The 23,040-nt window shown below is 69.5% G+C and carries 25 protein-coding genes and 1 pseudogene; 11 read left to right on the top strand and 15 right to left on the bottom strand.

Going from position 1 to position 23,040, the window contains the following annotated elements; genetic code table 11:
* Positions 1–64: 64 nt before the first annotated feature.
* The 6 genes and pseudogenes from ACT4N7_RS07010 (at position 65) to ACT4N7_RS06985 (ending at position 3,806) form a co-directional block, all read left to right on the top strand.
* Positions 65–407, top strand: a pseudogene (locus tag ACT4N7_RS07010) (DUF5753 domain-containing protein).
* The gene (locus tag ACT4N7_RS07005; RefSeq protein ID WP_444827772.1) at positions 407–613 is read left to right on the top strand and encodes a DUF397 domain-containing protein; all 207 of its coding nucleotides are present in this window, start codon (positions 407–409) and stop codon (positions 611–613) included. The pseudogene ACT4N7_RS07010 and the gene ACT4N7_RS07005 overlap by 1 nt, the downstream one beginning before the upstream one ends.
* A 77-nt stretch (positions 614–690) precedes the next feature.
* The gene (locus ACT4N7_RS07000) at positions 691–1,176 is read left to right on the top strand and encodes a hypothetical protein (protein ID WP_444827771.1); all 486 of its coding nucleotides are present in this window, start codon (positions 691–693) and stop codon (positions 1,174–1,176) included.
* Positions 1,173–1,763, top strand: a complete 591-nt coding sequence (locus tag ACT4N7_RS06995) for a DUF3558 family protein (RefSeq protein WP_444827770.1) — start codon at positions 1,173–1,175, stop codon at positions 1,761–1,763. The genes ACT4N7_RS07000 and ACT4N7_RS06995 overlap by 4 nt, the downstream gene beginning before the upstream one ends.
* 10 nt (positions 1,764–1,773) lie before the next feature.
* Positions 1,774–3,006, top strand: a complete 1,233-nt coding sequence (locus ACT4N7_RS06990; RefSeq protein WP_444827769.1) for a hypothetical protein — start codon at positions 1,774–1,776, stop codon at positions 3,004–3,006.
* Between the two features lie 8 nt (positions 3,007–3,014).
* Positions 3,015–3,806 carry an ESX secretion-associated protein EspG gene (locus tag ACT4N7_RS06985; RefSeq protein ID WP_444827768.1) on the top strand — a complete coding sequence of 264 codons (792 nt, stop codon included), beginning with the start codon at positions 3,015–3,017 and terminating at the stop codon, positions 3,804–3,806.
* A gap of 40 nt (positions 3,807–3,846) precedes the next feature.
* Here ACT4N7_RS06985 and ACT4N7_RS06980 read toward each other — a convergent pair whose 3' ends face one another.
* From ACT4N7_RS06980 to ACT4N7_RS06935, 10 genes are all read right to left on the bottom strand, one after another.
* On the bottom strand, positions 3,847–5,067 hold the full coding sequence (locus ACT4N7_RS06980) for a beta-ketoacyl-[acyl-carrier-protein] synthase family protein (RefSeq protein WP_444827767.1): 1,221 nt from the start codon (positions 5,065–5,067) through the stop codon (positions 3,847–3,849).
* Positions 5,067–5,297: an acyl carrier protein gene (locus tag ACT4N7_RS06975; RefSeq protein ID WP_444827766.1), complete on the bottom strand. Its 231-nt coding sequence runs from the start codon at positions 5,295–5,297 to the stop codon at positions 5,067–5,069. The genes ACT4N7_RS06980 and ACT4N7_RS06975 overlap by 1 nt, the downstream gene beginning before the upstream one ends.
* A gap of 75 nt (positions 5,298–5,372) precedes the next feature.
* On the bottom strand, positions 5,373–6,356 hold the full coding sequence (locus ACT4N7_RS06970) for a VlmB-like protein (RefSeq protein ID WP_444827765.1): 984 nt from the start codon (positions 6,354–6,356) through the stop codon (positions 5,373–5,375).
* A gap of 19 nt (positions 6,357–6,375) precedes the next feature.
* Positions 6,376–6,894 carry a hypothetical protein gene (locus ACT4N7_RS06965; protein WP_444827764.1) on the bottom strand — a complete coding sequence of 173 codons (519 nt, stop codon included), beginning with the start codon at positions 6,892–6,894 and terminating at the stop codon, positions 6,376–6,378.
* 16 nt (positions 6,895–6,910) lie between these two features.
* Positions 6,911–7,399 carry a type II toxin-antitoxin system RatA family toxin gene (locus tag ACT4N7_RS06960; protein WP_444827763.1) on the bottom strand — a complete coding sequence of 163 codons (489 nt, stop codon included), beginning with the start codon at positions 7,397–7,399 and terminating at the stop codon, positions 6,911–6,913.
* A gap of 3 nt (positions 7,400–7,402) precedes the next feature.
* Complete coding sequence (locus tag ACT4N7_RS06955; RefSeq protein WP_444827762.1) at positions 7,403–8,686, bottom strand: aspartate aminotransferase family protein; 1,284 nt, start codon at positions 8,684–8,686, stop codon at positions 7,403–7,405.
* A 35-nt stretch (positions 8,687–8,721) separates the two neighbouring features.
* On the bottom strand, positions 8,722–9,861 hold the full coding sequence (locus ACT4N7_RS06950) for an acyl-CoA dehydrogenase family protein (RefSeq protein ID WP_444827761.1): 1,140 nt from the start codon (positions 9,859–9,861) through the stop codon (positions 8,722–8,724).
* Between the two features lie 26 nt (positions 9,862–9,887).
* Positions 9,888–11,513, bottom strand: a complete 1,626-nt coding sequence (locus ACT4N7_RS06945) for an aldehyde dehydrogenase family protein (RefSeq protein ID WP_444827760.1) — start codon at positions 11,511–11,513, stop codon at positions 9,888–9,890.
* A 119-nt stretch (positions 11,514–11,632) separates the two neighbouring features.
* Positions 11,633–13,090 carry an MmgE/PrpD family protein gene (locus ACT4N7_RS06940; RefSeq protein ID WP_444827759.1) on the bottom strand — a complete coding sequence of 486 codons (1,458 nt, stop codon included), beginning with the start codon at positions 13,088–13,090 and terminating at the stop codon, positions 11,633–11,635.
* 9 nt (positions 13,091–13,099) lie between these two features.
* A complete protein-coding gene (locus tag ACT4N7_RS06935; RefSeq protein WP_444827758.1) occupies positions 13,100–14,056 on the bottom strand; it encodes a diacylglycerol/lipid kinase family protein in 957 nt (318 codons plus the stop codon).
* 205 nt (positions 14,057–14,261) lie between these two features.
* On the opposite strand from ACT4N7_RS06935, the gene ACT4N7_RS06930 reads away from it, so the two are divergent.
* The 4 genes from ACT4N7_RS06930 (at position 14,262) to ACT4N7_RS06915 (ending at position 17,678) form a co-directional block, all read left to right on the top strand.
* Positions 14,262–15,263: a phosphatidylglycerol lysyltransferase domain-containing protein gene (locus tag ACT4N7_RS06930; protein WP_444827757.1), complete on the top strand. Its 1,002-nt coding sequence runs from the start codon at positions 14,262–14,264 to the stop codon at positions 15,261–15,263.
* Positions 15,264–15,281: 18 nt separating this feature from the next.
* Positions 15,282–15,416 carry a hypothetical protein gene (locus ACT4N7_RS06925; RefSeq protein ID WP_444827756.1) on the top strand — a complete coding sequence of 45 codons (135 nt, stop codon included), beginning with the start codon at positions 15,282–15,284 and terminating at the stop codon, positions 15,414–15,416.
* 115 nt (positions 15,417–15,531) lie between these two features.
* Positions 15,532–16,623, top strand: a complete 1,092-nt coding sequence (locus ACT4N7_RS06920) for a fatty acid desaturase family protein (protein ID WP_444827755.1) — start codon at positions 15,532–15,534, stop codon at positions 16,621–16,623.
* A gap of 98 nt (positions 16,624–16,721) precedes the next feature.
* Positions 16,722–17,678, top strand: coding sequence for a ribose-phosphate diphosphokinase (locus tag ACT4N7_RS06915; RefSeq protein ID WP_444827754.1), 957 nt, complete (start codon positions 16,722–16,724; stop codon positions 17,676–17,678).
* Here ACT4N7_RS06915 and ACT4N7_RS06910 read toward each other — a convergent pair.
* The 3 genes from ACT4N7_RS06910 to ACT4N7_RS06900 are packed head-to-tail and all read right to left on the bottom strand — an operon-like array spanning position 17,671 to position 19,467.
* Positions 17,671–18,852, bottom strand: coding sequence for a saccharopine dehydrogenase family protein (locus ACT4N7_RS06910; RefSeq protein WP_444827753.1), 1,182 nt, complete (start codon positions 18,850–18,852; stop codon positions 17,671–17,673). The genes ACT4N7_RS06915 and ACT4N7_RS06910 overlap by 8 nt on opposite strands.
* Before the next feature lie 38 nt (positions 18,853–18,890).
* Entirely contained in the window at positions 18,891–19,229 is a 339-nt protein-coding gene (locus tag ACT4N7_RS06905; protein WP_444827752.1) for a hypothetical protein, read from the bottom strand.
* Position 19,230: 1 nt separating this feature from the next.
* Positions 19,231–19,467, bottom strand: a complete 237-nt coding sequence (locus ACT4N7_RS06900; protein ID WP_444827751.1) for an SCO4848 family membrane protein — start codon at positions 19,465–19,467, stop codon at positions 19,231–19,233.
* Between the two features lie 90 nt (positions 19,468–19,557).
* Here ACT4N7_RS06900 and ACT4N7_RS06895 point away from each other — a divergent pair, with 90 nt between their 5' ends.
* Positions 19,558–20,853 carry a serine hydrolase gene (locus ACT4N7_RS06895; protein ID WP_444827750.1) on the top strand — a complete coding sequence of 432 codons (1,296 nt, stop codon included), beginning with the start codon at positions 19,558–19,560 and terminating at the stop codon, positions 20,851–20,853.
* Here ACT4N7_RS06895 and yhjD read toward each other — a convergent pair.
* On the bottom strand, positions 20,850–21,860 hold the full coding sequence (gene yhjD / locus ACT4N7_RS06890; RefSeq protein WP_444827749.1) for an inner membrane protein YhjD: 1,011 nt from the start codon (positions 21,858–21,860) through the stop codon (positions 20,850–20,852). The genes ACT4N7_RS06895 and yhjD overlap by 4 nt on opposite strands.
* Before the next feature lie 70 nt (positions 21,861–21,930).
* Positions 21,931–22,956, bottom strand: a complete 1,026-nt coding sequence (trpS, locus tag ACT4N7_RS06885) for a tryptophan--tRNA ligase (protein ID WP_444827748.1) — start codon at positions 22,954–22,956, stop codon at positions 21,931–21,933.
* Between the last annotated feature and the right edge of the window lie 84 nt (positions 22,957–23,040).

Below are 23,040 nucleotides of genomic sequence, written 5' to 3'. Positions count from 1 at the left end.
GGCGGTAGCGCAGCCGACGCCGGTCCAGCTCCCGCTCGCCAGTACCGGCACCCGGTTCTGGTTCATCCTCAACGAGGCCGCGCTCCGCAGGTGGGTCGGCACGCCCGAGCTCATGCACACCCAGCTAAAGCGGCTGCTCGACGTGGGCAAGCGCCAATGTCACCGTCCAAGTGCTCCCGTTCGCCGCAGGTGCCCATTCCGCGATGACCAGCGCATTCCAACTGCTGGAGTTTCCCGACCCGCTCGACCCGGATGTGGTGTACGTCGAACACCTTGTCGGGGCCAGGTACCTTGAGGAAGATCATGAGGTGCGGGCCTATCGGCTCGCTTTCGAGGACCTGATGGCGAGTGCGTTGTCCAGGACGCGGTCCGCCTCGCTGATCAGGGAGGTCATGAAGGAGCTGTGATGGCCGGGGAACCCCACTTCCGCACGCCCGACGACGAGGGAGGATGGGTGAAGTCCACCTACAGCAGCGGCAGCGGCGAATGCGTCGAGATCAAGCACACCGCCACGCTGATCGCGGTCCGCGACTCCAAGAATCCCGCAGCCGGGCACCTGTCGTTCCTCCACCCCGCCTGGACGACCTTCCTACCCCGGCGCCCGGTGGGGTGATTTCGCCGAACCGCCTGCGGTGAACGCCGAGTGACCGATACGCTTCCTTGGGTAGTCCACACTCGCCCGGGGGAGCCATGCCGGACAACACACCACCACTGACGCCCGCGCAACAGCAGGCCCAGGACAAGATGCGCCACTGGATGGAAGCGCACGACCACACACCCACCATCCCCGGCCCCTTCGGCAACTTCAGTGCCATCGGCACCACCGTCCACAATCTCCTCGCCGCCGCAGCCGCAGGCCAACTCGCCATCGCCCCCGACACAGCCGACGCCATCAACAAACAGTTGACCGCCGTCCAAGACTCCGCCGAATTGATGGTGCAGAGAGCTCGTCGGGTTTCACGCCGCGCACCGCTCGGCGGCGGATACGCCGAGGAAATCAGCAGTTTCAACATGCAACTCGCCGCGGGTGGTACCAACTCCGCCGAGCAGGTCCTGACCAAGTTCAGCAAGGACATCGAGGTGCTGAAACAAGCCGTCGCGGCAAGCATGGCGAACTACACCGACACCGACACCGGCAATGCGGGCAACATCCGGTCCGCAGGAGGTGACGCGTGACAAGGCTCCCGCCATCCGCCACCGTGCTCGGTGCTATCGGAACGACCCTGCTGGCATTGCCATTGATGGCATGCACAGCAAAGGAAAACGGCAGTCCGCAGGCGTCCGGCGGCTCCACGACCACCACTGTGAGCAGCGGGTCACCGACCACCACCAGCAAACCCAGGTCCACCACATCCACCCCATCATCGCCGCTCGACAGAATCGAGCCATGCGACCTCCTGTCAGCCGCCGATCGCACGTCACTGGGAATTCCTGCCGGTAAGCAGGACGATGTCGTGGGATCGAGGGGATGCAACTGGACCAAGTCAGGGGACTTCGGATTCAGTATCGGCCTACTGCCCGATCTGGGGCTCAAAGACGGGAACTACCAGGGCGGCACGCCGACGCCGATCGAGATTGGCAAGCACGAAGCCACGAAGCTGGAGAACATGGGCGGCGGCGACGGCGGGTGCGACATCTTCATCGCGATCACCGAATCATCGTCGGTTCACCTAACCGTCACCGCGAGTGGCTTGTCGGACACGCCGAAGGCGTGTGCGAAGGCGCTGCTGGTCGCGCAGATCATCGATCCGAAACTGCCGTAGGGAGGGCGAGATGACCGGGCCGGGTGGGCGGCAGGTGCCGCAGCCGAACGTGCACTACCAGGGGCAGAGTCACGAGGCGCTCAAGGCAATGACCGATCCGGCCGACGCGGGCGCGGTGCAGGGGGTCGCCGACGAGTGGCGAAAGATGGGAGCCCAACTCACCGAGGCAGGCGTGTTGTTGCAGCAGGCGGTGTTCGGGTCGGAGGCCGGATGGACCGGGCAAGCTGGTGATGCCATGCGTTACCGGCTTGGGCAGGTGGCCGAGTGGACCATGCAATCCGGGGACAACTTCACCGGGGCGAGCGAAGCGATCACCGGGCAGGCCGAGGCGGCCGAACAGGCCAAGAGCGCCATGCCAGACCCGGTGCCCTACAACCCTGGCCAGATGTTCGCCGACGCCGGGTCAAACCCGTTCAAGATCGCCGCGCTCGCCTGGGAGATCCCTCAGCAGTACGACCAACATCAGGCCGCACACGCCGAAGCGGTCGAGGTGGTCGCGCGACGGGACACCACGATGACCTTCGCGGCGGCCTCGGTACCAGCGTTCACCCCGCCGCCGACCCTCGACGCAGGCACTGACCCTGCTGGCGATGATCCCGACCCTGGCATCGATGGTCGCGGGCAGAACCCGGTGCCGGTCGGCATTGGTGGCGGGCAGGGCGGTGGGGCAGGCCAGGTCGGCACCAACGTGCCTGCCGGCCCCGGCGCTCCCGGCTCCGGTACGACCCCAGGCGGCTACGTGCCGCCGACCGGCGGCGGACTTGGCGGACCAGGTACCGGCAGGGCGGGTGGCCCCGGATCGGGCGGCGGGTACGCGCCAGGCGGCGGGTTCGGTCCAGGCGGTGGATTCGGTCCAGGCGCGGGATTCGGTCCAGGCGGCCGTGCTGAAGTACGTGGCGGGACGAGGTCTGGCGGCGGCTCGACCGGCGGGCGGGGCGGGTTCGGTCCTGGCGGCGGGTCCGGCGGCGGCGGAATCGGCGCGGGCGCGGGAGGTGGCCAGACAGGTGTTCCCGGCGGGCCACGAGCAGGCGCGGGCGCGCTTGCTGCCGAGGCCACTGCACGGGGTACTGGCGTAGGCGGGGCCGGTACCGCGCGCGGCATGGGCGGGATGGGCGCGGGCACCGGCCGTGGCCAAGGTGGTGAGGACCACGAGCACGAGCGGCCTGCCTATCTCCAGGAGGCCGACCCCCATTCGCTGTTCGGCACCGACGAGATCACCGCGCCGCCGGTGATCGGCGGCTGATCCCCGGCATGCGGCCGATAGCCGAACTCCCACCCGCCGGATTCGACGTGCTGTGGGACGACCTCGGTCTCGGCGCACTGCCGTTCCCGCTCGAAATCGCCTGTCATGGCGACACCCTGGACGAACGTGCCCGCATCAAAGTCGCGGTATACAACGAACTCAACCGGCGAAGACTGATCCGCTCCGGCAGGCCGATACCTGAACTCGACGACTCGCTGCGGCTGCTCGCGACACGGGAAACGGCCATCACCCTCGTCGTCATGCACGAGACAACGGGTCCGAGTCGAACGAAGGCCCTCGTCGCCGCACGTGGAAAGCAAGCCGTGCTCGCCGTGCAGCGCCGGCACGCCATCCACCTCACCGAGGTCCGCGACACCGCCATCATCGAATCCGTGGTAGACCTGCTGCCCGAAAGCAGACCAGGACCAGGGCGTTCGATGACACTGCCCGCGGCCACACCAACCGTCGAGCGCCACAGCCGGGCCGAGCACGGGAGTTTCCTGCGCCCCATGACCAATCGGGCGCCAGATCGCGTCGAACTGGCACAGATCGCGGCCGTCATGGAACGCCCCGTACACCGAGCGGGCCTGCTCGGTGTCACGCTTCGCGACACACGCGGGAAGCTGCAACGGCTGCCCGGCGTGATCTGGCTGGACAACGACCAGGGCCGATACGCGCTCAGCGTGAAACGGGGCGCGGACGGTGCGGACTGGACCACTTTGTCACCCATCGACAACTCGCGCCTGGCCACTCGACTCGGCGAGATCCTCGCGACCGCAAGACACAACTCGGTCGGATAGGTGGAACGCGCGGGAATCACCGCGAGTTCCACCTATCCGCCTACGCGCCCGCGATGGCCAGCACCGCGTTCTGGCCGCCGAACCCGAACGAGTTGCTCAACACCAGACCCGGCGTGACCGGTGTGGCCGCCAGGACCACATCGATGTCGATCCGCGGGTCGAGCATGGTCGTGTTCGCCGTCGGCGGGACCATGCCCCGTTCCATTGCCAGCATGGAGAACACCGCTTCCGCGGCACCCGCCGCGCCCATCATGTGCCCGGTCACCCCCTTGGTGGAGGTGACCAGCGGGCGGTGTGGCAGCACCCTGGCGAGCACCTGCGCCTCGACCAGGTCGTTGAGCGGCGTCGAAGTGCCGTGCGCGTTGACATGCCGCACGTCCGCCGCCGTGGCACCGGCCTCCTGCAGGGCCGCCTCGATGGCGGCCCGTACCCCCCGGCCGTCAGGGTCAGGGGAGGTGATGTGGTGCGCGTCCGCGGTGGCGCCGTAGCCCAGCACCCGGCCGCGAATCCGCCTGCCGGACGCCTTTGCGTCCGCCAGCCGTTCCAGGACGAGCATCGCGGCACCCTCGGCGCCGACGAAACCGTCCCGGTCGGTGTCGAACGGCCGCGAGGCCGTCCCCGGATCGTCCCGTTTGGACAGTGCGCCCATCCGGGCGAAACCGGCCATGGTGACCGGGTTCAGCAGCGCCTCGGTGCCCCCGGCCAGCACGATGTCGCACCGGTCGCGGGCCAGCAGGTCGCGGGCGATACCGATCGCCGTGGCACCGGAGGCGCAGGCGGTGGCCACGACCATGTTGGGGCCGCGGGCGCCGAACTCCATGGCGACCTGGCCCGCCGCCATGTTGGACAGGTGCATCGGCAGCAGCAGCGGGGAAACCCAGGCCGGGTTCTCCTGCAGCAGCACCCGGTGCTGCGCCTCGAACGTCTCGGCGCCGCCACCGGCGCTGCCGATGACCACACCGACCCGCGCGCCGTCCCAGGTCTCGGTGTCGAGGCCCGCTTCGGTCATGGCCTCCTTCGCCGCGACCAACGCGAGTTGGACGAACCGGTCCAGTCGATGCGCCCGGCGCCCACCGAGTAGTGCCTCGGGATCGAAGCCCGGCACCCGGCAGGAGATAGTCACCGGGTTGCCCGCCAGGTTGGGGTCGTGGGCCGCGGCCGAACGGCCCGCCTGAACGGCCGCCCAGCTCGGCTCGACCCCGATCCCGCCGGGGGTGACCAGGCCGAGCCCGGTCACCGCGACGTCGTCGGGGCCTGCCATCAGACCTTCACGCTCCGCTCTTCCATCAGGGCGACGATCTCGCCCACGGTCTCGACCTCGATCAGCTCGTCGTCGCTGATCTTGATGCCCAGTTCCTTCTCCAGCACGAGGGACAGCTCGACCACGGCGAGGGAGTCCAGCTCGACGTCCTCTTTGGACGCCTCCGGGACCACCTGCTCCGGCGAGACCTTGAGCTTGTCGACGAGGATGTTCTTCAGCGTCTCAAACACAGCGTTCTCCTTCATCTGATGACACTTCGCGGGATCTTCGAGCGGCTCGCGCCGGACTCGTCTCGGGCAGGCAGGTCACTCGCCTGCGGGGCCGGACAGCCAGTCGGTCGGCAGACCCATGAAGGTCATCCGCGACTCGGCCATCTCGTCGGTCCACCGCTCCGCCGCGTCGTAGCGCTCGTCCGGGGTGGTGTCGAGCATCCGCACGCCGGGCCACAGCTCGTAGTCGGCGAGCAGGTCGGTGTGGTCGGCCATGCCTTTCTGGAACAGTTCCTCGCGGTGGATGACGTACTCGCGGTCGGGCACCTCGTTCCAGAGTTGCCTGCCCGCCTCCAGGATCTCCAGCAGCCGCGGCCGGTAGTCCGGCGCGCGGAGCAGGTGATCGCGCAGAATCGTGCTGCCCACCACGAGATGGCGGATCTCGTCGATCGACGTGCCCCGGGAGATCTCGCCCGCCGCCGGGTTCAGCACGCCCCACTTGCGTTCGCTCAACTCGGCAGCGGGCGCGAGCACACCCTCGATGACGATGGTGAACACCGCCACCCCGCCGTAGAAGTCCTTGCGGTCCCGGACGATGTCCAAAGTGAACTCTTCCACCGGGCCGAGCACGCGGCGCCGGTAGTCCACGGTCATCTCCTCGATCTCGTCGAAGAGCCTGCCGCGGGGGACACCGAGTTCCACCAGGTGCTCGCGGAACACCCGGGCGTGCCGGGCCTCGTCGACCAACTGGGTGGCGAAGAACTCCATCTCCGGGATGCCGGGGGCATTGGCGACGTAGTGCGACAGCACCCGGGTGGCCAGTTCCTCCGACAGCGCGCGGAAACCGAACTCCAGCACCAAAGCCTCGCGCAGCGGGTTGCCGATCTCCCGCATGAAGTCCGGGATCTCCGCGTCGGGGGCGTGCCCCGTGGCCCCGCGCCCCGCCAGAGTGCCCTGGGCGACGTCGGTGAACCAGTAGGAGAGGTTGCAGTGCTCCGCGGTGAGGATGAGGTTCTTCGCGCCGTCGAGCAGGGTCGGCGCGGCGTCGAAGTCGGCCTCGGGAGCGATGGACTGCGTCATCGCGACTCGGTTTCCTTTCTCACCCGGTGGTCTGCAGAGCGGGCGTCTTGTCCGAAGTGGACTCCGTGGGGGCGTGCCCGCCCGCCGGGGCCTTCTGGTCGATACCGAGGTCGTCGAGCATCTTCTGGTAGGCGGGCTGCGCCTCCGGCTCGAACGGCAGGCCGAACGGCTTCATGAAGTTGCCGAACAGGCCGCGGTCGCCGAAGAGGTGGAACGGGATGATCAGCAGCGCCCACTCCGGCCCGGAGATCAGGCACCACAGCAGGATCACGGTGCCCTGGGTGATGAAGCTGTGCATGAAGTTGTAGAGCGCGTAGTAGACCTTGGAGATCGGCGCGCCCGCCGCCTTCTTGTAGGCGATGGCGCCGGGCAGGTAGCCGATCACGTCGATGTAGAAGAACAGCGCGATGACGACCCACCAGCGGAGCTCGCTGAAGTTGGCGATCATCAGGCCGGTGACGACGGCGACGCCGAACAGGTACTCCGCGCGGTGCAGCGCGAAGGTCTTGGGCGTCTCGTAGGGGTTGAGCTGGTCCATTGTGGACTCCTGGTTTCTACTGGCCCGGCGTGGCCGCGGCGGCAGGCTGGAGCTGGAGGTCGCCCGCGAAGGACACCTCCGCGAAGGAGCCGTCGATGGCCCAGGCCACCGTCTCCCGGATGACCCGCTCGGCGATCGGGTCGAGAATGCCCTCCATCGAGGGAATGCCGAAGTCGAAGTCAGCTTCGAAGTGGACGGTGACGTCGTCGCCGTCCTGGCTGAAGGTCCACTTGCCCTCGAAGACGTCGAAGTCGCCGTCGTCCTGGGTGAAGACCACCTGCAGCGTGTCGAGGTCGAACTCCTCGGCCTCGGTCCAGCGCAGCAGGCCGCTGCGGAAGTGCAGCTCCCAGCTCGAACTGCCAGCGGTCGCGGGCAGCGTCGCGTGCACGGTCGTGGCCCGCACGTGCGGCGCCAGGTCGGGGTAGCGGTCGAACCGCACCAACTCGGCGAACACCTCGGGGGCGAGCTGCCCCCGGACCGTCGCATCCAGTTCAACGTGTCGCACTGGTCACCTACCGCCTTCCGGCATCGAGGCCGAGCCCGTGATGAGGTCGCGGGTGGCCTGGTCGATCGCGTTCAACAGGAAGTCCACGTCGGCTGGGGTGAGGATCGCCGGCGGGGTGAAGCGGACGACCGCACTTCCGGTCATCGAGTGGTTGGCGACCACACCGGCGTTGAACAGCTCGGTGAGCAGCTCGCCTGCCAGGCCCGGCTCGATCAGCTCGATGCCGATGAGCAGGCCCTGGCCGCGCACCTCCTTGACGAGGTGGCCGATGTTGCGCTGGACGATTTCGGTGATCTTCGGCAGCAGCTCGGTGCCCAGCTCCATCGCCCGGGTGACCAGTCGCTCCTCTTGCAGCGCCCGGATCGAGCCGCGTACGGCGGCCATCAGCACGGGCATCGCGGCGAAGGTCCCGGTGTGCAGGAAGGGATCCTTGTCGAAAGGCTTGTACGCCTTGCGCGAGGCGATGGCCGCGGACACCGGCATGACGCCGCCGCCCAAAGCCTTGCCCGCCAACAGGACGTCCGGGGTGATGCCGTCCAGGTCGGCACCCCACCACTCGCCGAGCCGACCCATGCCGGTCTGCACCTCGTCGAGGATCAGGAAGCCGCCGTGCTCGCGGACCAGCGCCTCGACCCCGCGCAGGTAGCCTGCGGGCGGGATGATGACGCCCGCCTCGCCCTGCACGGGCTCCAGGATCACCGCGACCTGACCGGGATGTGCCGACAGCTCGGCGGAAAGCGCGTCGAGGTCGCCGTAGGGCAGGTGTACGAAGTCGGGGATCAGCGGGCGGAACGGGTTCTGGTAGACATCCTTGGCGGTCGCCGACAGCGCGCCGAGCGACTTGCCGTGGTAGCCGTTCACCATCGACACCGTGCGCTTGAACCCGTTGGCGCGGGCCAGTTTCAGCGCGGTCTCCACCGCCTCGGCGCCGGAGAGCGAGAAGTGCACCCGGTCCAGCCCCTTGGGCACGACCGCGCACAGCGCCTCGGCGGCCTCCGCCGCGGTCGGCTCCAGCAGGATGCGGGTGCCCATCGGGTTGGTGCGGAGCTGACGCTCCACTTCGGACATGACGATCGGGTGCCGGGCGCCGAGGATGAACACCCCGTAGCCGCCGCAGTTGAGGAACCGCTCGCCGTCGCTGGTGGTGATCCAGGCACCGTCGGAGAGGTGCTCGACGTGGCTGCCCAGCAACTCCGCGAGCGTCACCCGGCCCCGGCTCAGGTGCGCCCGATAGAGGTCGAGGATTCGTTCGTCGGTGTTGACCGGCGCGTCGGCCAAAGCGGTCACCGGACTGCTCCCTTCCTAGTCGATCTCGGGTCCACTCAGGACAGGACGAGGTCTTCGCCGTTGTAGTAGGCGACCAGCGCCTCGGCGACGCTGTTGCGCGAGGGCGGATGGAAGGCCAGCGGACGCACCCCGGAGGCGAGCCGGGCGCTGTCGGAGGAAGTGATGAAGTCCAAGCCCCCCAACAGTTCAAGCGCGGTGTTGGTGGACTCGGCGATGGCCTGCTGCGCGGCGAACCTGGCGACCAGCGCCTGCGCGACCGCCTCCTCGCCGTCGACCCCGTCGAGCACGGCGCGCGCGGCGCCTTCGAGCACCGCGAAGGCCGACTCGACCTTGATGGTCAACTGCACCTGGTCGGTGGCGCTGCCCCGGTTGCGCTGCAACACCTTCTCCACCAGCGCGGCGGCGGCACCCGCGTAGCCCGAGGAGATCAGCAGCTCGAACCAGACGAAGCCCGCGAGCTGCAGGGCCTCCATCCGCTCCGGGTCCTCCTCGGTGGTGCGCAGCACCAGGTCCTCGGGGACGAAGACGTCGTCGAGCCGGATCTCGTCGCTCTCTGCGGCGGCCAGCACGTCGTTGCCCCAGAACGGGTGCACCGAGATGCCGGGGGTGTCGGCGGGGATGAGCGCCATCGCCAGTTCCGGCTCGCCGGACGCGCCGGGCACCGCGATGCTCGCGGTGAGCAGGTCCATCGACTTCGACAGGCTGCACGGCTTCTTGGTGCCGCTGAGCCGGTAGCCGCCATCGACGGCAACCGCGGCGACCGCGGGCATCAGGATGTTCTGCTCGGTGCGGCCCTCGGCCCAGCCCGAAGCCATGATCTTGCGCTCGGGCACGACGCTCTTGAGCAGGTCGATCTGCGCGGCCGTGAGCCTGCCCTCGGTGGGCGCCAACGCGTACAGCGTGGCCGCGGTGAAGTGGTGCATGGTCGCGGCGGCGGCCAGCGACGGCGACAGCGAGCCGATCGCGCGCATCACCTGCACGGCCTGCACCAGGTCGGCGCCGTGGCCGCCGTGCTCGGTCGGCACGAGCAGGCCGACGCCGCCGTGGGTGCGGAACTGGTCGATGACAGGGCTGCCGGGGGCCTCGCGCTCGGCGAACGTCAGCTCGCTCAGCGCCTTGACCAGTCCGGGGTGGAATTGCTCGCAGACCTCGCGGGCGGATTCGAGGGAACGCACGGTACTACCTCCAGCTAGGTGGCGTTTCAGGCACCGAAGACGGCCTGGCGCGGGCGGATTCCGGTGGCGACGCTCACGCCCTGCACGTGCGAGGTCTTGAGCATCGGGTAGTTGGCCTCGCCGAAGACGCCGCCGGTCAGACCGGTGCCGCCGTGGCTGGGCAGGTACGGCAGGAAGCCGATGTGCGAGTCGTTGACCTTGAGCAGACCGCCGTTGACGATCCGCAGCACGAACTGGTCGATGACCTCGTCCGATCCGGCCCACAGCGAGTTGCGCAGGCCGTAGTCGTTGGTGTTGACGTAATCGATGAACGCGTCGAGCAGCTCGGTGTCCCCGGCGACGGCGGGCACGATCACCGGCAGCAGCGGGAAGAACGTCTCGTGCTTGACCATCTCCAGCTCACGCGCGGTGTTCAGGCCGTCGACGCGCAGCACGGTCGGCTGCAGGAAGACGCCGGTCTCCGACGGTGTGCCGTCGATCTCCATCCGGCCGCCGCCGGTGACCAGCGTGGCGCCGTTGTCGATGGCCTGGCGCTGCAGGGCGAAGAACTTCTCCGCGCGGCGCACCGGGGTCAGCAGCACGCCCTCCTCGTGCGGGTAGCCCGGGCGGACGTCGACGATCTGCTCTTTGATCTTGGCGATGAGCTGGTCGGCGATCTCCGGGTGCACCACGACGCAGTTGGGGACCATGCAAATCTGGCCGGAGCCGTAGAAGCACTCCAGGATCGCCTCGGTGGCCGCGTCGAGGTCGGCGTCCTTCCAGATGACGATGGAGTCGTTGCCCGCCAACTCCAGGATCGGCTTCTTCCCGTTGGCGATGCAGCGTTCCTGGAGTTTGAAGCCCTCCTCGGAGCCGCCGATGAAGAAAATGTCGTTCACCAGCGGGCTCTCGACCCAGCGGTCCATGGTCTGCTTGGGGTTGCTGCAGATCACGTTCAGCACGCCGGGCGGGGCGCCGAGTTCTTCCAGCACCGGCGCGACCAGCTCGCGGCACAGGTACATGGTGCTCAGCGGGATGCTGCGCGGCGCGCGCACGACGACGGCGTTGCCCGCCATCAGCGGCAGCACGGCGAGCGCGGCGGACGGGCCCGCGGCGTTCTGCGGCGGGTTGAAGCACACGACGCCGTCGGGCTGTCTGCGCACGATCAGCCTGCGGTTGCCGCCGTGCTGGAACTCGGTGTGCATGCGCTGCGCGTACCAGTCCAGGCTCTCCGGGCCGTACACCTGGTGCAGGCAGCTCAGCTCCCAGCGGGCCAGCGTGACCGGGTGCGACTCGGCGACGAGCAGCTCCAGGAACTCCTCCTGGTGGGTTATGAGCTGCTGGCGGAACAGTTCGCCGAGGCGCATCCGGCGCGTCAGCGGCACGGCCGCCCATTCCCGGACGGCGTCGGCGGCGGCCTGCAGGGCCTCATCGATGTGCTCGTTGGTCGCGACGCCGCAGCGGCCGACCACGTACCGGTGCTGCGAGGCCTCGTCGTCCGGGTCCTTCTCCAGGGCCCGCTTGAGGCTGATGCTGGTGAACACGTCCTCCAGCAGGGAGCTGGCACTGGTGGTGTAGACCCAGCCGTCTCCGGGGACGTCCTTGCCGCCGATGAACAGGTCGTAGCTGCGCAGCGGCTTTTCCCTCGGATTTCCCTCTACAAGCATGATCATGCCCTTCCCGGTGGCGGGTACGTCACAATTCGCCGACGCGCATTCTGGCCCGCGCGGTACGGATTCGACTCTCGCAGAATCATCTGACCGAGCCCTGACGCACGCTTGATTCGCCAGCCTCAGGAAAGCGCCGCGACGACCCATTCGGCCAGCTCGACCGCGGTCATGGAATCGAGTTTCACCGCGGCCTCGGCGACCTCGGCCGAGCCGCCGAGGGCGACGAACTTCGCCCGCATCAGCTCCGGGTGCCGGGCGCGGGTGTCGGCGCCCGCGGCGCCCACGGGGATCGACCGCTCGCCGATGAGGGTGCGCCCGTCGGTCAACCGGACGGTGACCCGGGCGGGGGTGGCCTTGGTCGCGTGGGCGAAGTCACCGCCCGCACCCGGGCCGGCGGCGGCCGCGGCGGCGGCCAGCTCGGCCCCGCCGAACCCGTGCAGCCACGGCTGGGCTGCCGCGCCCGCGTGCCGGAGCGCCTCGCCGAACGGTGCCTCGGCGGCGAACAGCTCCCGGGTCATCGCCGGGTCGTGTTCGAGCCGCACCCGGTCCGCGACCGCCCAGCGCGTCGGATCGGCCGACGCGGGCGGGTCGAGGTCGGCGGCCGTCAGGTGGCCGGTGAGCAGTGCGGTCGCCACGGGGTAAGCCACGGTGAGCACGAGCGCGCCCAGCGGCGAGTCGGCGCCGTCGATGTAGCGGCGGGCTGTCTTGTCCGCCATCAGGGTGTACGCCGACGCCTCGACCAGCACGTCCTCGATCTCGTCCGACCGCAGCGGGCCCAGCTCGGCGGCGCAGTCGACGGCCGCGTCGATGCCGGGTCCGCCGGGGTGCAGCTTGAACGACAGCGTCTCGGTGTGCCACCGGTCGCCGAGCCGGTGGTCGACCAGATCGGGCAGCGGGACGGTGGCGAACCGGGCGAGGAAGCCGTCGGGGTGCTCCATGAGGTCGGCCGCACCCGACAGTCCGGCGTACGCGGCGTCGCACGCGTCGAAGGCCGTCCGCACCGGCGTCACCGTGCACAGCAGCCGCGCGTCGCTGGCCAGGAAGGCCCGCATGAGCGGCCAGTTCGGCATGGCGAAGGCCAGCGCGAAAGCGTTTGTCCACAGCTCGGCCGGGGCGCCTTCGCACTTGAGCCTGCCCGCGACCGCGCCTGCGAGGTGGGTGTGCACAGCGCTCTGGCCGCGCAGCGGGCCCAGCGTGGCCGCGGCCGTGATCCGGGCGGCGCACTCGTTGGCCGCGACGACCGCCGTGACCAGGCTCGCGCCGTCCAGCCCGCGGGCACGGGCGAACGCCAGCGGCACCGCGACGGTCGAGTTGGACAGGTGCCCCGCGTAGGCGGTGTCGTCGAGGTTCAGCCACGAGCCGAGCCCGGCCAGCACGGCCGCCGCGGCCTTGGGATCGTTCTGCGTCGGCGCGCCGAACGCGTCGATCAGCTTGGCGCCGAGCGGGTGCGCGGCGCCCGCGCGGATCGAGCCGAGCTGGGACAGGATCTGGCTGACGGCCAGCTCACGGACCCGGCCGGGCACATCCTCGGGGCGCAGCGCGGCGGCCCAGGTGGACAGACGCTCCAGTCGAGTGGTCACGGCGGGTGGTCAGCAGACGGTGGCGGGGACGACGACCGGGTCGCACCAGACGGGCAGGGCGCCGGGCGAGACCTGCAGGGTCATGCTCGTGGCCACGTCCTGGCGCAGTTCGCCGTCGTGCTCGAACACCAGCGCCTCGCCGTCGGTGCGCCACACCTCGATGCGGCTCCCCCGGCCGTAGAACACCCCGGGTTCGCCAAGGTGGTCGCCGTTGCGGACCAGGTCGGGCACCTTGGCGATCGGCACCTCGTCGCCGATCACGACCACGTCGAGCAGCCCGTCCGCCAGCTCCGACATGGGCAGCAGCAGGTACTGCCCGCCGCGGTAGCGCCCGCCGCCGACGTTGGCCAGCACGGTGCCGCCCTCGTGGAGCGTCTTTCCGTCCACCGTCACCCGACCGGGGTACGGGGTGTAGGCGGCAGCCGCGTCGGCGAGTGCCTTGGCGTAGCGCGCGCGGCCGGTCAGCGTGGTGGCCTTCGCGTAGACCAGGGCCTCGGCGACCACGCCCGAGCAGGCGCCGAGGAAGACCAGGTCGGAGGTCTCCTCCAGCCTGCCGAGGTCGAGCCTGCGCCGGATCGCGCCGACCCCCGGCGCGGTGAACACAGCGGCCAGCGACTCCGACCAGGGGCGTTCGGCCCAGAGCATGCGGTATGCGGAGTTCCCGGTACCGCCGGGAATGATCATGAGTGTCGCGGTGGGGGTGCCCGCCATGCCCTCGACGACCTCGCGGACCGTGCCGTCCCCGCCGATCACCACGACCAGCGTCGGCGGGTGCAGCTCGGCCAGTGCGCGCTGCACGCTCTCGGTGGCCTCGCCCTTGGCGATGGTGACGTGCAGCGTCGTCGGCGCGTGCGCGGCGCACTGTTCGCGCACGCGGTTGAGCAGGGCGTTGGTCGCGCTGCCCGCCGTCGGGTTGGCGATCACCAGCACCCGCGTCGGGTCCTGGTCGGCCACTGGCCCGGTCATCGGCACTCCTGACGTTCGCGGGACACGCGAAATTGCCCGATTCCCCGGTGAATCGGTGCTGTAAAGAACAATGGCGGGCCGATCTGACATGCACCTGATGGCACCCTGACAACGAGCCTGAATTCGGCCATTCGGGGTTTCGGCGGCAATTGTTCCGGTGTTCTACTGACCCCCAGCCGCAGACTTCTCCAGAAAGGGTGCAACGGTGACGACCACAGTCAGCAGGACCGAAATCCCGGCACTCGACGCCATCCGGGAGTTCACCCAAGCCGAGAACGCCTCGGCTTTCCTCGCGCTCAACGCCCGAACCGAGACCTTCACCAGCCCGGTGGCCCAGGGGGCCATCGCCTACCGCCGCGCGGGGGGCTACCTCGTGCAGCTCGGCGGCGCGTTCGCGCCGGCGGGCGACTACGAGCGCCTGCTCGACGCGTTCCTCGACCACGCCAAGGAGCAGGGCCTGCGGGTCGTCGCCGGGCAGTTGCAGCGCCACGACGCCGAGGTCTATGCCCGGCACGGCTTCGTGGTCAACCAGATCGGCGCGTCGTGGGCGGTGTCGCTGCCCGAGTTCTCGTTGCGCGGCACCAGGTTCATGCAGCTCCGAAACAAGATCTCGCGCGCCTTCCGCAACGGCCTGGTCGTGCGGGAGGTGGCGGCGGCGGACTACGCGGACGCGATCGCCGACATCGACCGGCAGTGGCTGGGTTCCAAGGGCGAGGACGCGCACAAGCTGGAGTTCCTCGTCGGCGAGATCGGCGGCGAGGGCCAGCCCTACCGCAGGCTGTTCCTCGGCACGATCGAGGGCGCGCCGGTCGGCTATATCTCCTACTCCCCGGTCTACGGCACCCGGCACGGCTGGATGCACGACCTGAGCCGCCGCATCCCGCACGAGTCCCCCGGGCTGATGGAGGCCATCAACAGCACCGCCATCGAGGTGTTCCGGGGCGAGGGCGTGCCGTGGCTGCACTTCGGCTTCACCCCGTTCACCGGCCTGGACTCCGCCCAGGAGATCCCCGGGCACAGCCTCGGCTTCCAGTGGCTGATGCACGCGCTGTTCGCCCAGGGCGCCGACCTGTACCCGGCGCAGTCGCAGCTCGCCTACAAGCAGAAGTGGGCGCCGAACCTGGTGATCCCGGAGTACATCGCCTTCCAGGACCGGGCCTCGCTGGCCGGTTTCGCCCACATCTTCCGCGCCTGCGGCGCGTTCTAGTCCTATTAGGAGCCAGCAATGTCCACTGAGGAATTGATGCAGGCCACCGTCGGCGCGCTGTTCGGCATCTTCGGCGCCCCGGACGACCCGGCCGTGGCCGAGCAGGCCGACGACACCCTGGCCGCGCTGCACGACAGCCTCGCGGCGGGCTGACGCCCGAGCCGGAGTCAGCCCACGATCAGAGCCGAATCAGTCCGGTCCCTGACCCTTGGTCCTGCCTCCCCACGCGCCCGCGGTTACCGGGCGCCGCAACTAAGGAGATCATGGCATGCAGTCCCCGCAAGTCAGTACCATCGCGCCTGATCCCGCCGGGCCGGGGCAGGCGACCGCGCAGTCGGCGACCTTCTCCGAACTGCTCCGGCGGGTGAAGAAAGAGGGTCTGCTCGACCTCCAGGCGGGCTGGTATTACCGCCGGATCGCGCTGAACCTCGGCATGTTCGTCCTGGGCATCGCCGCGTTCTTCGTCATCGGCGACTCCTGGTGGCAGCTCCCGGTCGCGGTCTGGCTCGGTGTGTGGTGCGCGCAGGCGTCGTTCATGTTCCACGACGCGGGCCACAAGTCGATGTTCCGGGCCAGGACCTCGGCCACGGTCGTGGGCTACACCCACGCCAACCTGATCAACGGCTTCAGTTACGGCTGGTGGGTCAACCACCACAACCGCCACCACAGCCACCCCAACCACCTCTCGCTCGACCCGGACATCGCCCGCCGCACGGCGATCTTCCACATCAAGCACTACGCGACCCGCACCCCGGTGCAGCGGTTCATCGTCCGCTACCAGTCGGTGCTGTTCTTCCTCCTGCTCACGCTGGAGTCGTACAAGATGCAGAAGACCGCGGTGAAGATGATCGCCACGCGGGGCGAGCTGAAGCAGCCCGTGCTGGAGGCCGGTCTGATCATCGTGCGGTTGGCGATCTACCTGACGTGTCTGTTCCTGGTGCTGAACCCGGTGCTGGCGGTGGCTTTCCTGCTGATCCAGCAGGCGGTCATGGGTGTCTACTTCGGAATGATCTTCGCGCCCAACCACAAGGGCATGGAAATCCGCGACGGCGAGGAGGAGACCCTGGACTGGTTGGAGCGCCAGGTGCTCACCTCCCGCAACATCAACCCGTCGTGGCTGATGGACTTCATGTACGGCGGGCTCAACTACCAGATCGAGCACCACCTGTTCCCCGCCATGCCGCAGAAGAGCCTTGCCAGGGCGCGGCAGCTCACCATCGAATACTGCGCGGAGAAGGGGATTCCCTACCACGAGCTCGGTTTCTGGGCGTCCTACAAGGAGGTGGCCACGTTCCTGCACGACGTGTCCGCCCCGGCCCGTCGCGGTGAGGTCGATCTCACGGTCCGCCAGGCCGCCTGAACCCGCGTCGCCCCGGAGGCTCCCGCCACGTCGTGGCGGGAGCCTCCGTAGCATTCCCCCTCGTCAGCCCGTTCGGTCGGATCGACGAGGAGTGATTCGTGCGCGATATCGCGGTCTTCAGCGGAAGTGCCCACCCGGAACTGGCGACCGAGATCTGCGACCACCTGAGCGTGCCCCTGCACCCGGTGCGCATCCAGCGCTTCGCCAACGACTGCCTGGAAGTCCAGTTGCAGGCCAACTGCCGCGAGCGCGACGTGTTCCTGATCCAGCCGCTGGTCCGCCCGGTGCAGGAGAACCTGGTCGAACTGCTGCTGATGCTCGACGCCGCCCGGGGCGCGTCCGCCGCGCGCACGACCGTGGTGATGCCGCACTATTCCTATGCCCGCTCGGACAAGAAGGACGAGCCCCGCATCTCCATCGGCGGCAGGCTGGTGGCCGATCTGCTGGTGGCCGCGGGCGCCGACCGGGTGCTCGCCATGACGCTGCACTCCCCGCAGGTACACGGTTTCTTCGGCATTCCGGTCGATCACCTGCACGCGCTGCGCGAACTCGCGGGCCACTTCCGACAGTACGACCTCGGCAACACCACGGTGGTGTCGCCGGACCTCGGCAACGCCAAGGAAGCGGCGCACTTCGCCCGGCTGCTGGGTGTTCGGGTGGCGGCGGGCGCCAAACAGCGCTTCGCCGACGACCGGGTCAGCATCAGCTCCATCATCGGTGACGTGGCCGATCGAGACATCATCATCCTGGACGACGAGATCGCCAAGGGCTCCACCGTTCTGGAACTCCTGACCCGCCTACGCGGACTGGGCGCCCGCACCATCCGCGTCGCGTGCACCCACGGCTTGTTCGCGGGCGGCGCACTGACCCGCATCGGCGACCAGCCAGACGTCCTGGAAATCGTGTGCACCAACACAGTCCCGGTCCCACACGAGGAACGCACGCCGAAACTCAAGGTCCTCTCGATCGCCCCGGCACTGTCCGAGGCGATGCGCCGAATCCACAATGGAGAGTCTGTCAGCGCCCTGTTCGACGCCCCGACCGTGATCAGCTAGGTCCTTCGAGCACGCTGAACTTGATTCCGGCCGCGATCACCCGGTCGGTCAACGCATCGCCCATCGCCATGGCGGTGGTGACCTGACCCGAGGTCTTCGGCAGCTTGTCGAATGCCAGACACAGCGCGGACTCACCCAGCATCTTCGCCGTCTCCCCGTACCCCGGGTCGCCGCCGGAAACCTCGGTGACCACTCGCTTTCCGCCGCCCTCGGCGATGAAGCGCACCCGGAACCACGACTTCGCGCGCCGCTCCGCCGTCGGGCCATCGCCCGCCTTCTTGCGGCCCAGCAACCAGTTCCGCGCGAACGGCACCTGCGCGAGCGCCACCAGCCCGGCCACGCCGCCCGCGAGTCCCAGTGCCACCGGCAGCTTCTTGATCGCCAGGTAGTGCCCGTAGCTGAACTCCGGGCCGTAGCGATCCAGCGCCCGCGCGGACCGCAGCACGATCTGCGGGTCGACCGTCGGGGCGGGCAGCGCCCACGCCTCGACCGCGCTCTCGTGGCGCGGCTTGCCCGCCACGCCGCGCACCTTCCGCCCGACGGGCCTGCCCTCCGCTTTACGCCGATCGCTCGCGGCCTTCGCGCTCGACCGCAGGCGCGAGAACGCGGTGACCGCCGAGTGGAACGTGCCGCCGGAGAAGATGCCGGACGCGCTGACGAAACCCTCCATCGTGATCGGCACGCCCTCGGGGAGCTGCTGCACGGTGAAGTACGCGCCCAGGTCGTACGGGATGGACTCGAAGCCGCAGCAGTGCACGATCCGCGCGCCGGTCTCGACGGCTCTGGCGTGGTGGCGCAGGTAGGTCTGGTCGACGAACTCCGGTTCGCCGGTCAGGTCCACATAGTCCGTCCCGGCCTCGGCGCACGCCGCGACCAGCGGGTCGCCGAAGTTGATGTACGGGCCGACGGTCGTGATCACGACCCGCGCGGCCTCGGCGACCGCCCGCAGCGACGCCGGGTCCGTCACATCGGCGGTGAGCAGGTCCAGCTCGGCCAGCGCGGGGTCGATGGCGGCCAACTTCGACCGGACCGCGGTGAGTTTCGCCTCGTTGCGGCCCGCGAGCGCCCACCTGGTCGCCGCGGGGGCGGTGCGGGCGAGGTACTCCGCGGTCAGCTCCCCGGTGAACCCGGTGGCGCCGAACAGGACGATGTCGTACTTGCGGCCGGTAGGCATGCCCTGACATTACTCGCCGGTAACTCCGCGGGCGAACGTCACGTCCAGAAGACGGCGAGACCCACGTTGAGCACCACGAGCCCGCCCAGCGTCGGCGTCAGCCACTTCGGGTTAGTCCGCTTCGCGGTGAACCCCACCGCGAGTCCGCCGATCACGACGAGCACCATCAGCTTGATGCCCAGCTTGACGTGGTTGTACTCGGCGTCGGTCAGCGGCGCCAGGGACATCAGCGCGAGGCCGGTGACGAGTTGGAGCCCGGCACCGTGCAGCCAGCCCTTGCTCACCTCGGCCGACTTGAGCTGCACCAGGAACGTGCCCACCAGCACACCCATGCCCAGCAGGTGCAGGAACACCAGCAGCAGCCGAACGAACTCCACGTCAGGTCCTCCCTCGCGCCGCGGCGAGGCCGCGCCAGCCGATCACCCCGATGACAGTGCCGAACACCAGTGACGCGGCCGTCAGCACCGCGTGCACGACGACGAAGGTAGTCGGACCACCGCCCGCGGCCCACGAGTGGTCGTCCGCCCAGCTGTCGCGCAGGAACATCGGCCAGCTGACCCACGACCACAGCGCGAAGGCGAGCAGGAACAGGCAGGCCCGGCGGGAAAGCGGCACACCCGCGGTATCCAGCGCCGATGCCCCACAGCCACCAGTGGGTGACAGGGCGGATCGTGGCCTGATCGTGACAGGCCCTAATCTGGGGGCGTGCGCTCCGCAGCCCGCAGGTCCGTGCCCGCCCTCCTCCTCTCGCTGTGTGCCCTGATCGTCGCGGCCTTGGCCGCGGCGCCGGGTGCCACCGCGACTCCCCGCCAGGCCCAGCCGACCTCCGAGGGGCAGCCGCCGACCCAGAACAGCGCGCAGTGTCAGAACCACGACCGGCCGCCGCCGCCGATCGACACCTCGGAGGAGCCCAAGCCGGGCGAGCCGAGCCCGCAGCCGCTGCCCGTGCCCGAGGAGCCCGTCGGTGGCACCCGGATGGGTGAGTGCGGCCTGGTGCTGCCCGCGACCGCGACACCGCCCGGCGAGGTCGCCGCGGCGTCCTGGGTGATCGCCGACATCGACTCCGGCGAGGTGCTGGCCGCGAAGGACCCGCACGCCCGGGAGCGGCCCGCGTCGCTGATCAAGGTGCTGCTCGCCATCGTCGCCATCCGCGAGCTGCGCCTGGACGAGACGGTGGTCGGCACCCAGCAGGACGCCAACCAGGAGGGCACCAAGGTCGGCGTCGGCCCCGGCGGCGAGTACACCGTGCGGCAACTGCTGTTCGCGCTGGTCATGCGCTCCGGCAACGACGCGGCGCACGCGCTGGCGGGCCACCTCGGCGGGGTGCCCGCGGCGCTGGCGAAGATGAACACGCTGGCCAGGGAGCTGGGCGCGCTCGACACCCGCGCGGCCACCCCGTCCGGCCTCGACGGCCCGGGCATGAGCACGTCGGCCTACGACCTGAGCCTGCTCTTCCGCACCGCGATGAAGCACAAGGAGTTCGCCGAGGCGGTGTCGACCAAGTCGATCGATTTCCCCGGCTACGGCACCAAACCCGGCTACAAGGTGGTCAACGACAATCGCTTGCTCGGCCGCTACCCCGGCTTCACCGGCGGCAAGACCGGCTTCACCGACGACGCGCGGCACACCTACGTCGGCGGCGCGAAGCAGGGCGAGCGCCGGATCTCGGTCGTGCTGCTGCGCGGTGAGCTGAACCCGGCGCCGCTGGGCGAACAGGCCCGCACGCTGCTCGACTACGGCTTCACGCTGGCGAAGTCGGGGGTCAAGCCGGTGGGCCAGCTGGTCGAGGGCGCGCCGGAGGTGCAGCGCAAGCAGGACCTCAACCAGGGCAGCGCCCCGGCGCCGAGCGACCCGGCCACCGCGGCGGCCGCCGACACCGAGCGCTCGGCGTTCGGCTCGTACGGCGCGCCGCTGGTGGGGCTGGCGGGCGTCGCGGTCGTGGCCTCGCTGGTGTTGTGGCTACGCCGCAAGCGCGCCCAGGCCGTCCGGGCGGCCCGCTAGCGCCTGCGGCGGGGACGCAGCGTCAACGCCAGCGCGGCACCCGCGCCCACCAGCGCGGCGGCCTCCTTGAGCCGCGGCGTCCGGGACACCTCGACGGTCGGGCGGATCACCGCGGGCGGCGGCGCCGCGATCGGCTCGGCGATGACGTTCTCCTTCGCCGTCGCCGTCCACGCGGTGATGAACAGCAGGAACCGCGACACCAGGTTCGCGAATACCAGCAGACCCGCGATCGGGCCGACCAGCGCGCCCAGCGGGCCGCCGAGGACCGTGTTCAGGTACAGCGTGCCGACGACCTTGAGCAGCTCGAAGCCCACGGCCGCCGCCAGGGCACCGCGCACGGCGCTGCGGACGCTGACCGGTGTGCGGGGCAGCCGGGCGATGACCCAGAGGAACACCAACCAGTTCGCGCCGAGCGACAGCGCCGTGGTGATCAGGAACAGCAGCACCTTCGCCCAGCCGTAGCCGCCGAGGCCGACCAGGTCGAGCAGGGCGTCGGCGGCGCCGGTGCCCACGGTGCTCAGGCCGAACGACACGGCCAGCGCGGCGCCGAGGCCGAGCAGTGCCAGCAGGTCGACCGCCAGGCCGCGCAGGAACGGCTGCTGCTCGAACTTCTGGCCCCACTGCGCGGTCAGCGCGTCGCGCAGGTTGCTCATCCAGCCGAGGCCGGTGTAGAGGGCGGCGATCAGGCCGATGACGCCGACCTTGCCGCGCTCCTCGACGGCGGTGTTCACCAGGTCGTTGAGCAGGTCCCGCAGGTTCCCCGGCGCGGCCGAGGTGATGCTGTTCCGCAGGCTCTCCAGCGTCTCGGGCTGGCCCGCGAGCACGAAGCCGAGCACGGCGAAGCCGATCAGCAGCAACGGAAACAGCGACAGCACGCTGAAATAGGTGATCGAGGCGGCGAAGTGGTTGCCGTAGCGCTCGGTGAACGCGTCGAATGCCCTGATCAGGTGGTCGATCCCGGGCCGCCGCCTGCGCAGCCGCGCGATCTTCGATTCGGTTTCCGTCACCGGTGAAAACTATGCTGCCCGGCGACGGCCCGCATCCTGAACCCATCTGTCCACAGTGGACCGATGGTCGTCAGGCGCGCAGGAAGCCGACCTTGTCGTAGACCCGGGTCAGCGTCGCCGACGCCACTTCGCGCGCCCGCTCGGCACCCCGGGCAAGCACTTTGTCCAGCTCGGCCGGATCGTCCAAATAGGACTTCACCTGGTCGCGGACCGGGGCGACGAAGTCCGCGACGACCTCGCTCAGCTCCTTCTTCAAGTCGCCGTAACCCTTGCCGGCAAAGGACTCCTGCAGATCCTCGATGCCGCGGCCGGTGAGCGCGGAGTAGATGCCGAGCAGGTTGCTCACCCCGGGCTTGTTCTCCTGGTCGAACACGATCTCGCGGCCGGTGTCGGTCACCGCGGAGCGGATCTTCTTCGCCGACACCTTCGGGTCGTCGAGCAGTTCGACGATGCCGCCCGGGCTGGACGCCGACTTGCTCATCTTCGCCGAGGGCTCCTGCAGGTCGAATATCTTGGCGGTGCCCTTGAGGATGTAGGGCTCCGGCGGCACGAAAGTCTTACCGAAGCGGGAGTTGAACCGCTGCGCCAGGTCGCGGGTCAGCTCCAGGTGCTGGCGCTGGTCCTCGCCGACCGGCACGTACTGCGGCCGATACAGCAGGATGTCCGCCGCCTGCAACACCGGATAGGTGAACAGGCCGACGCTGACCACGCCCTGCTTGGCCGACTTGTCCTTGAACTGCGTCATCCGGCTCGCCTCGCCGAACCCGGTGAGGCACTGCAGCACCCAGCCAAGCTCGACGTGCTCGGGCACCTGGCTCTGCACGAACAGCGTGGTGCGGTCGGCGTCGAGGCCGAGCGCGAGCAACTGCGCGGCGGACACCCGGGTGCGCCTGCGCAGCAGCTTCGGGTCGTGCTCGACGGTGATCGCGTGCAGGTCGGCGATGAAGTAGAACGCGTCGTGGGTCTCCTGCAGGGCAACCCACTGGCGGACCGCGCCGAGGTAGTTGCCGAGGTGGAAGGAATCGGCGGTGGGCTGGATGCCCGACAGCACGCGCGGCTTGGCCGCGGCGGCGGCGCTGGTCTGCTCGGTCGACACCCGACGATTCTCCCAGCCCGCCCGCGCCACGCCCCGGTCGGGTGAGCCGCTGCCCCATCCGGCGGATTGCCCCTAGGGTCACGC

The sequence above is a fragment of the Actinokineospora sp. genome (genome assembly GCF_052390155.1).
Taxonomy (GTDB): Bacteria; Actinomycetota; Actinomycetes; order Mycobacteriales; family Pseudonocardiaceae; genus Actinokineospora.
Note: the sequence above shows the minus strand (reverse complement) of the source record. Positions and strands in the feature narration are given on the sequence as shown.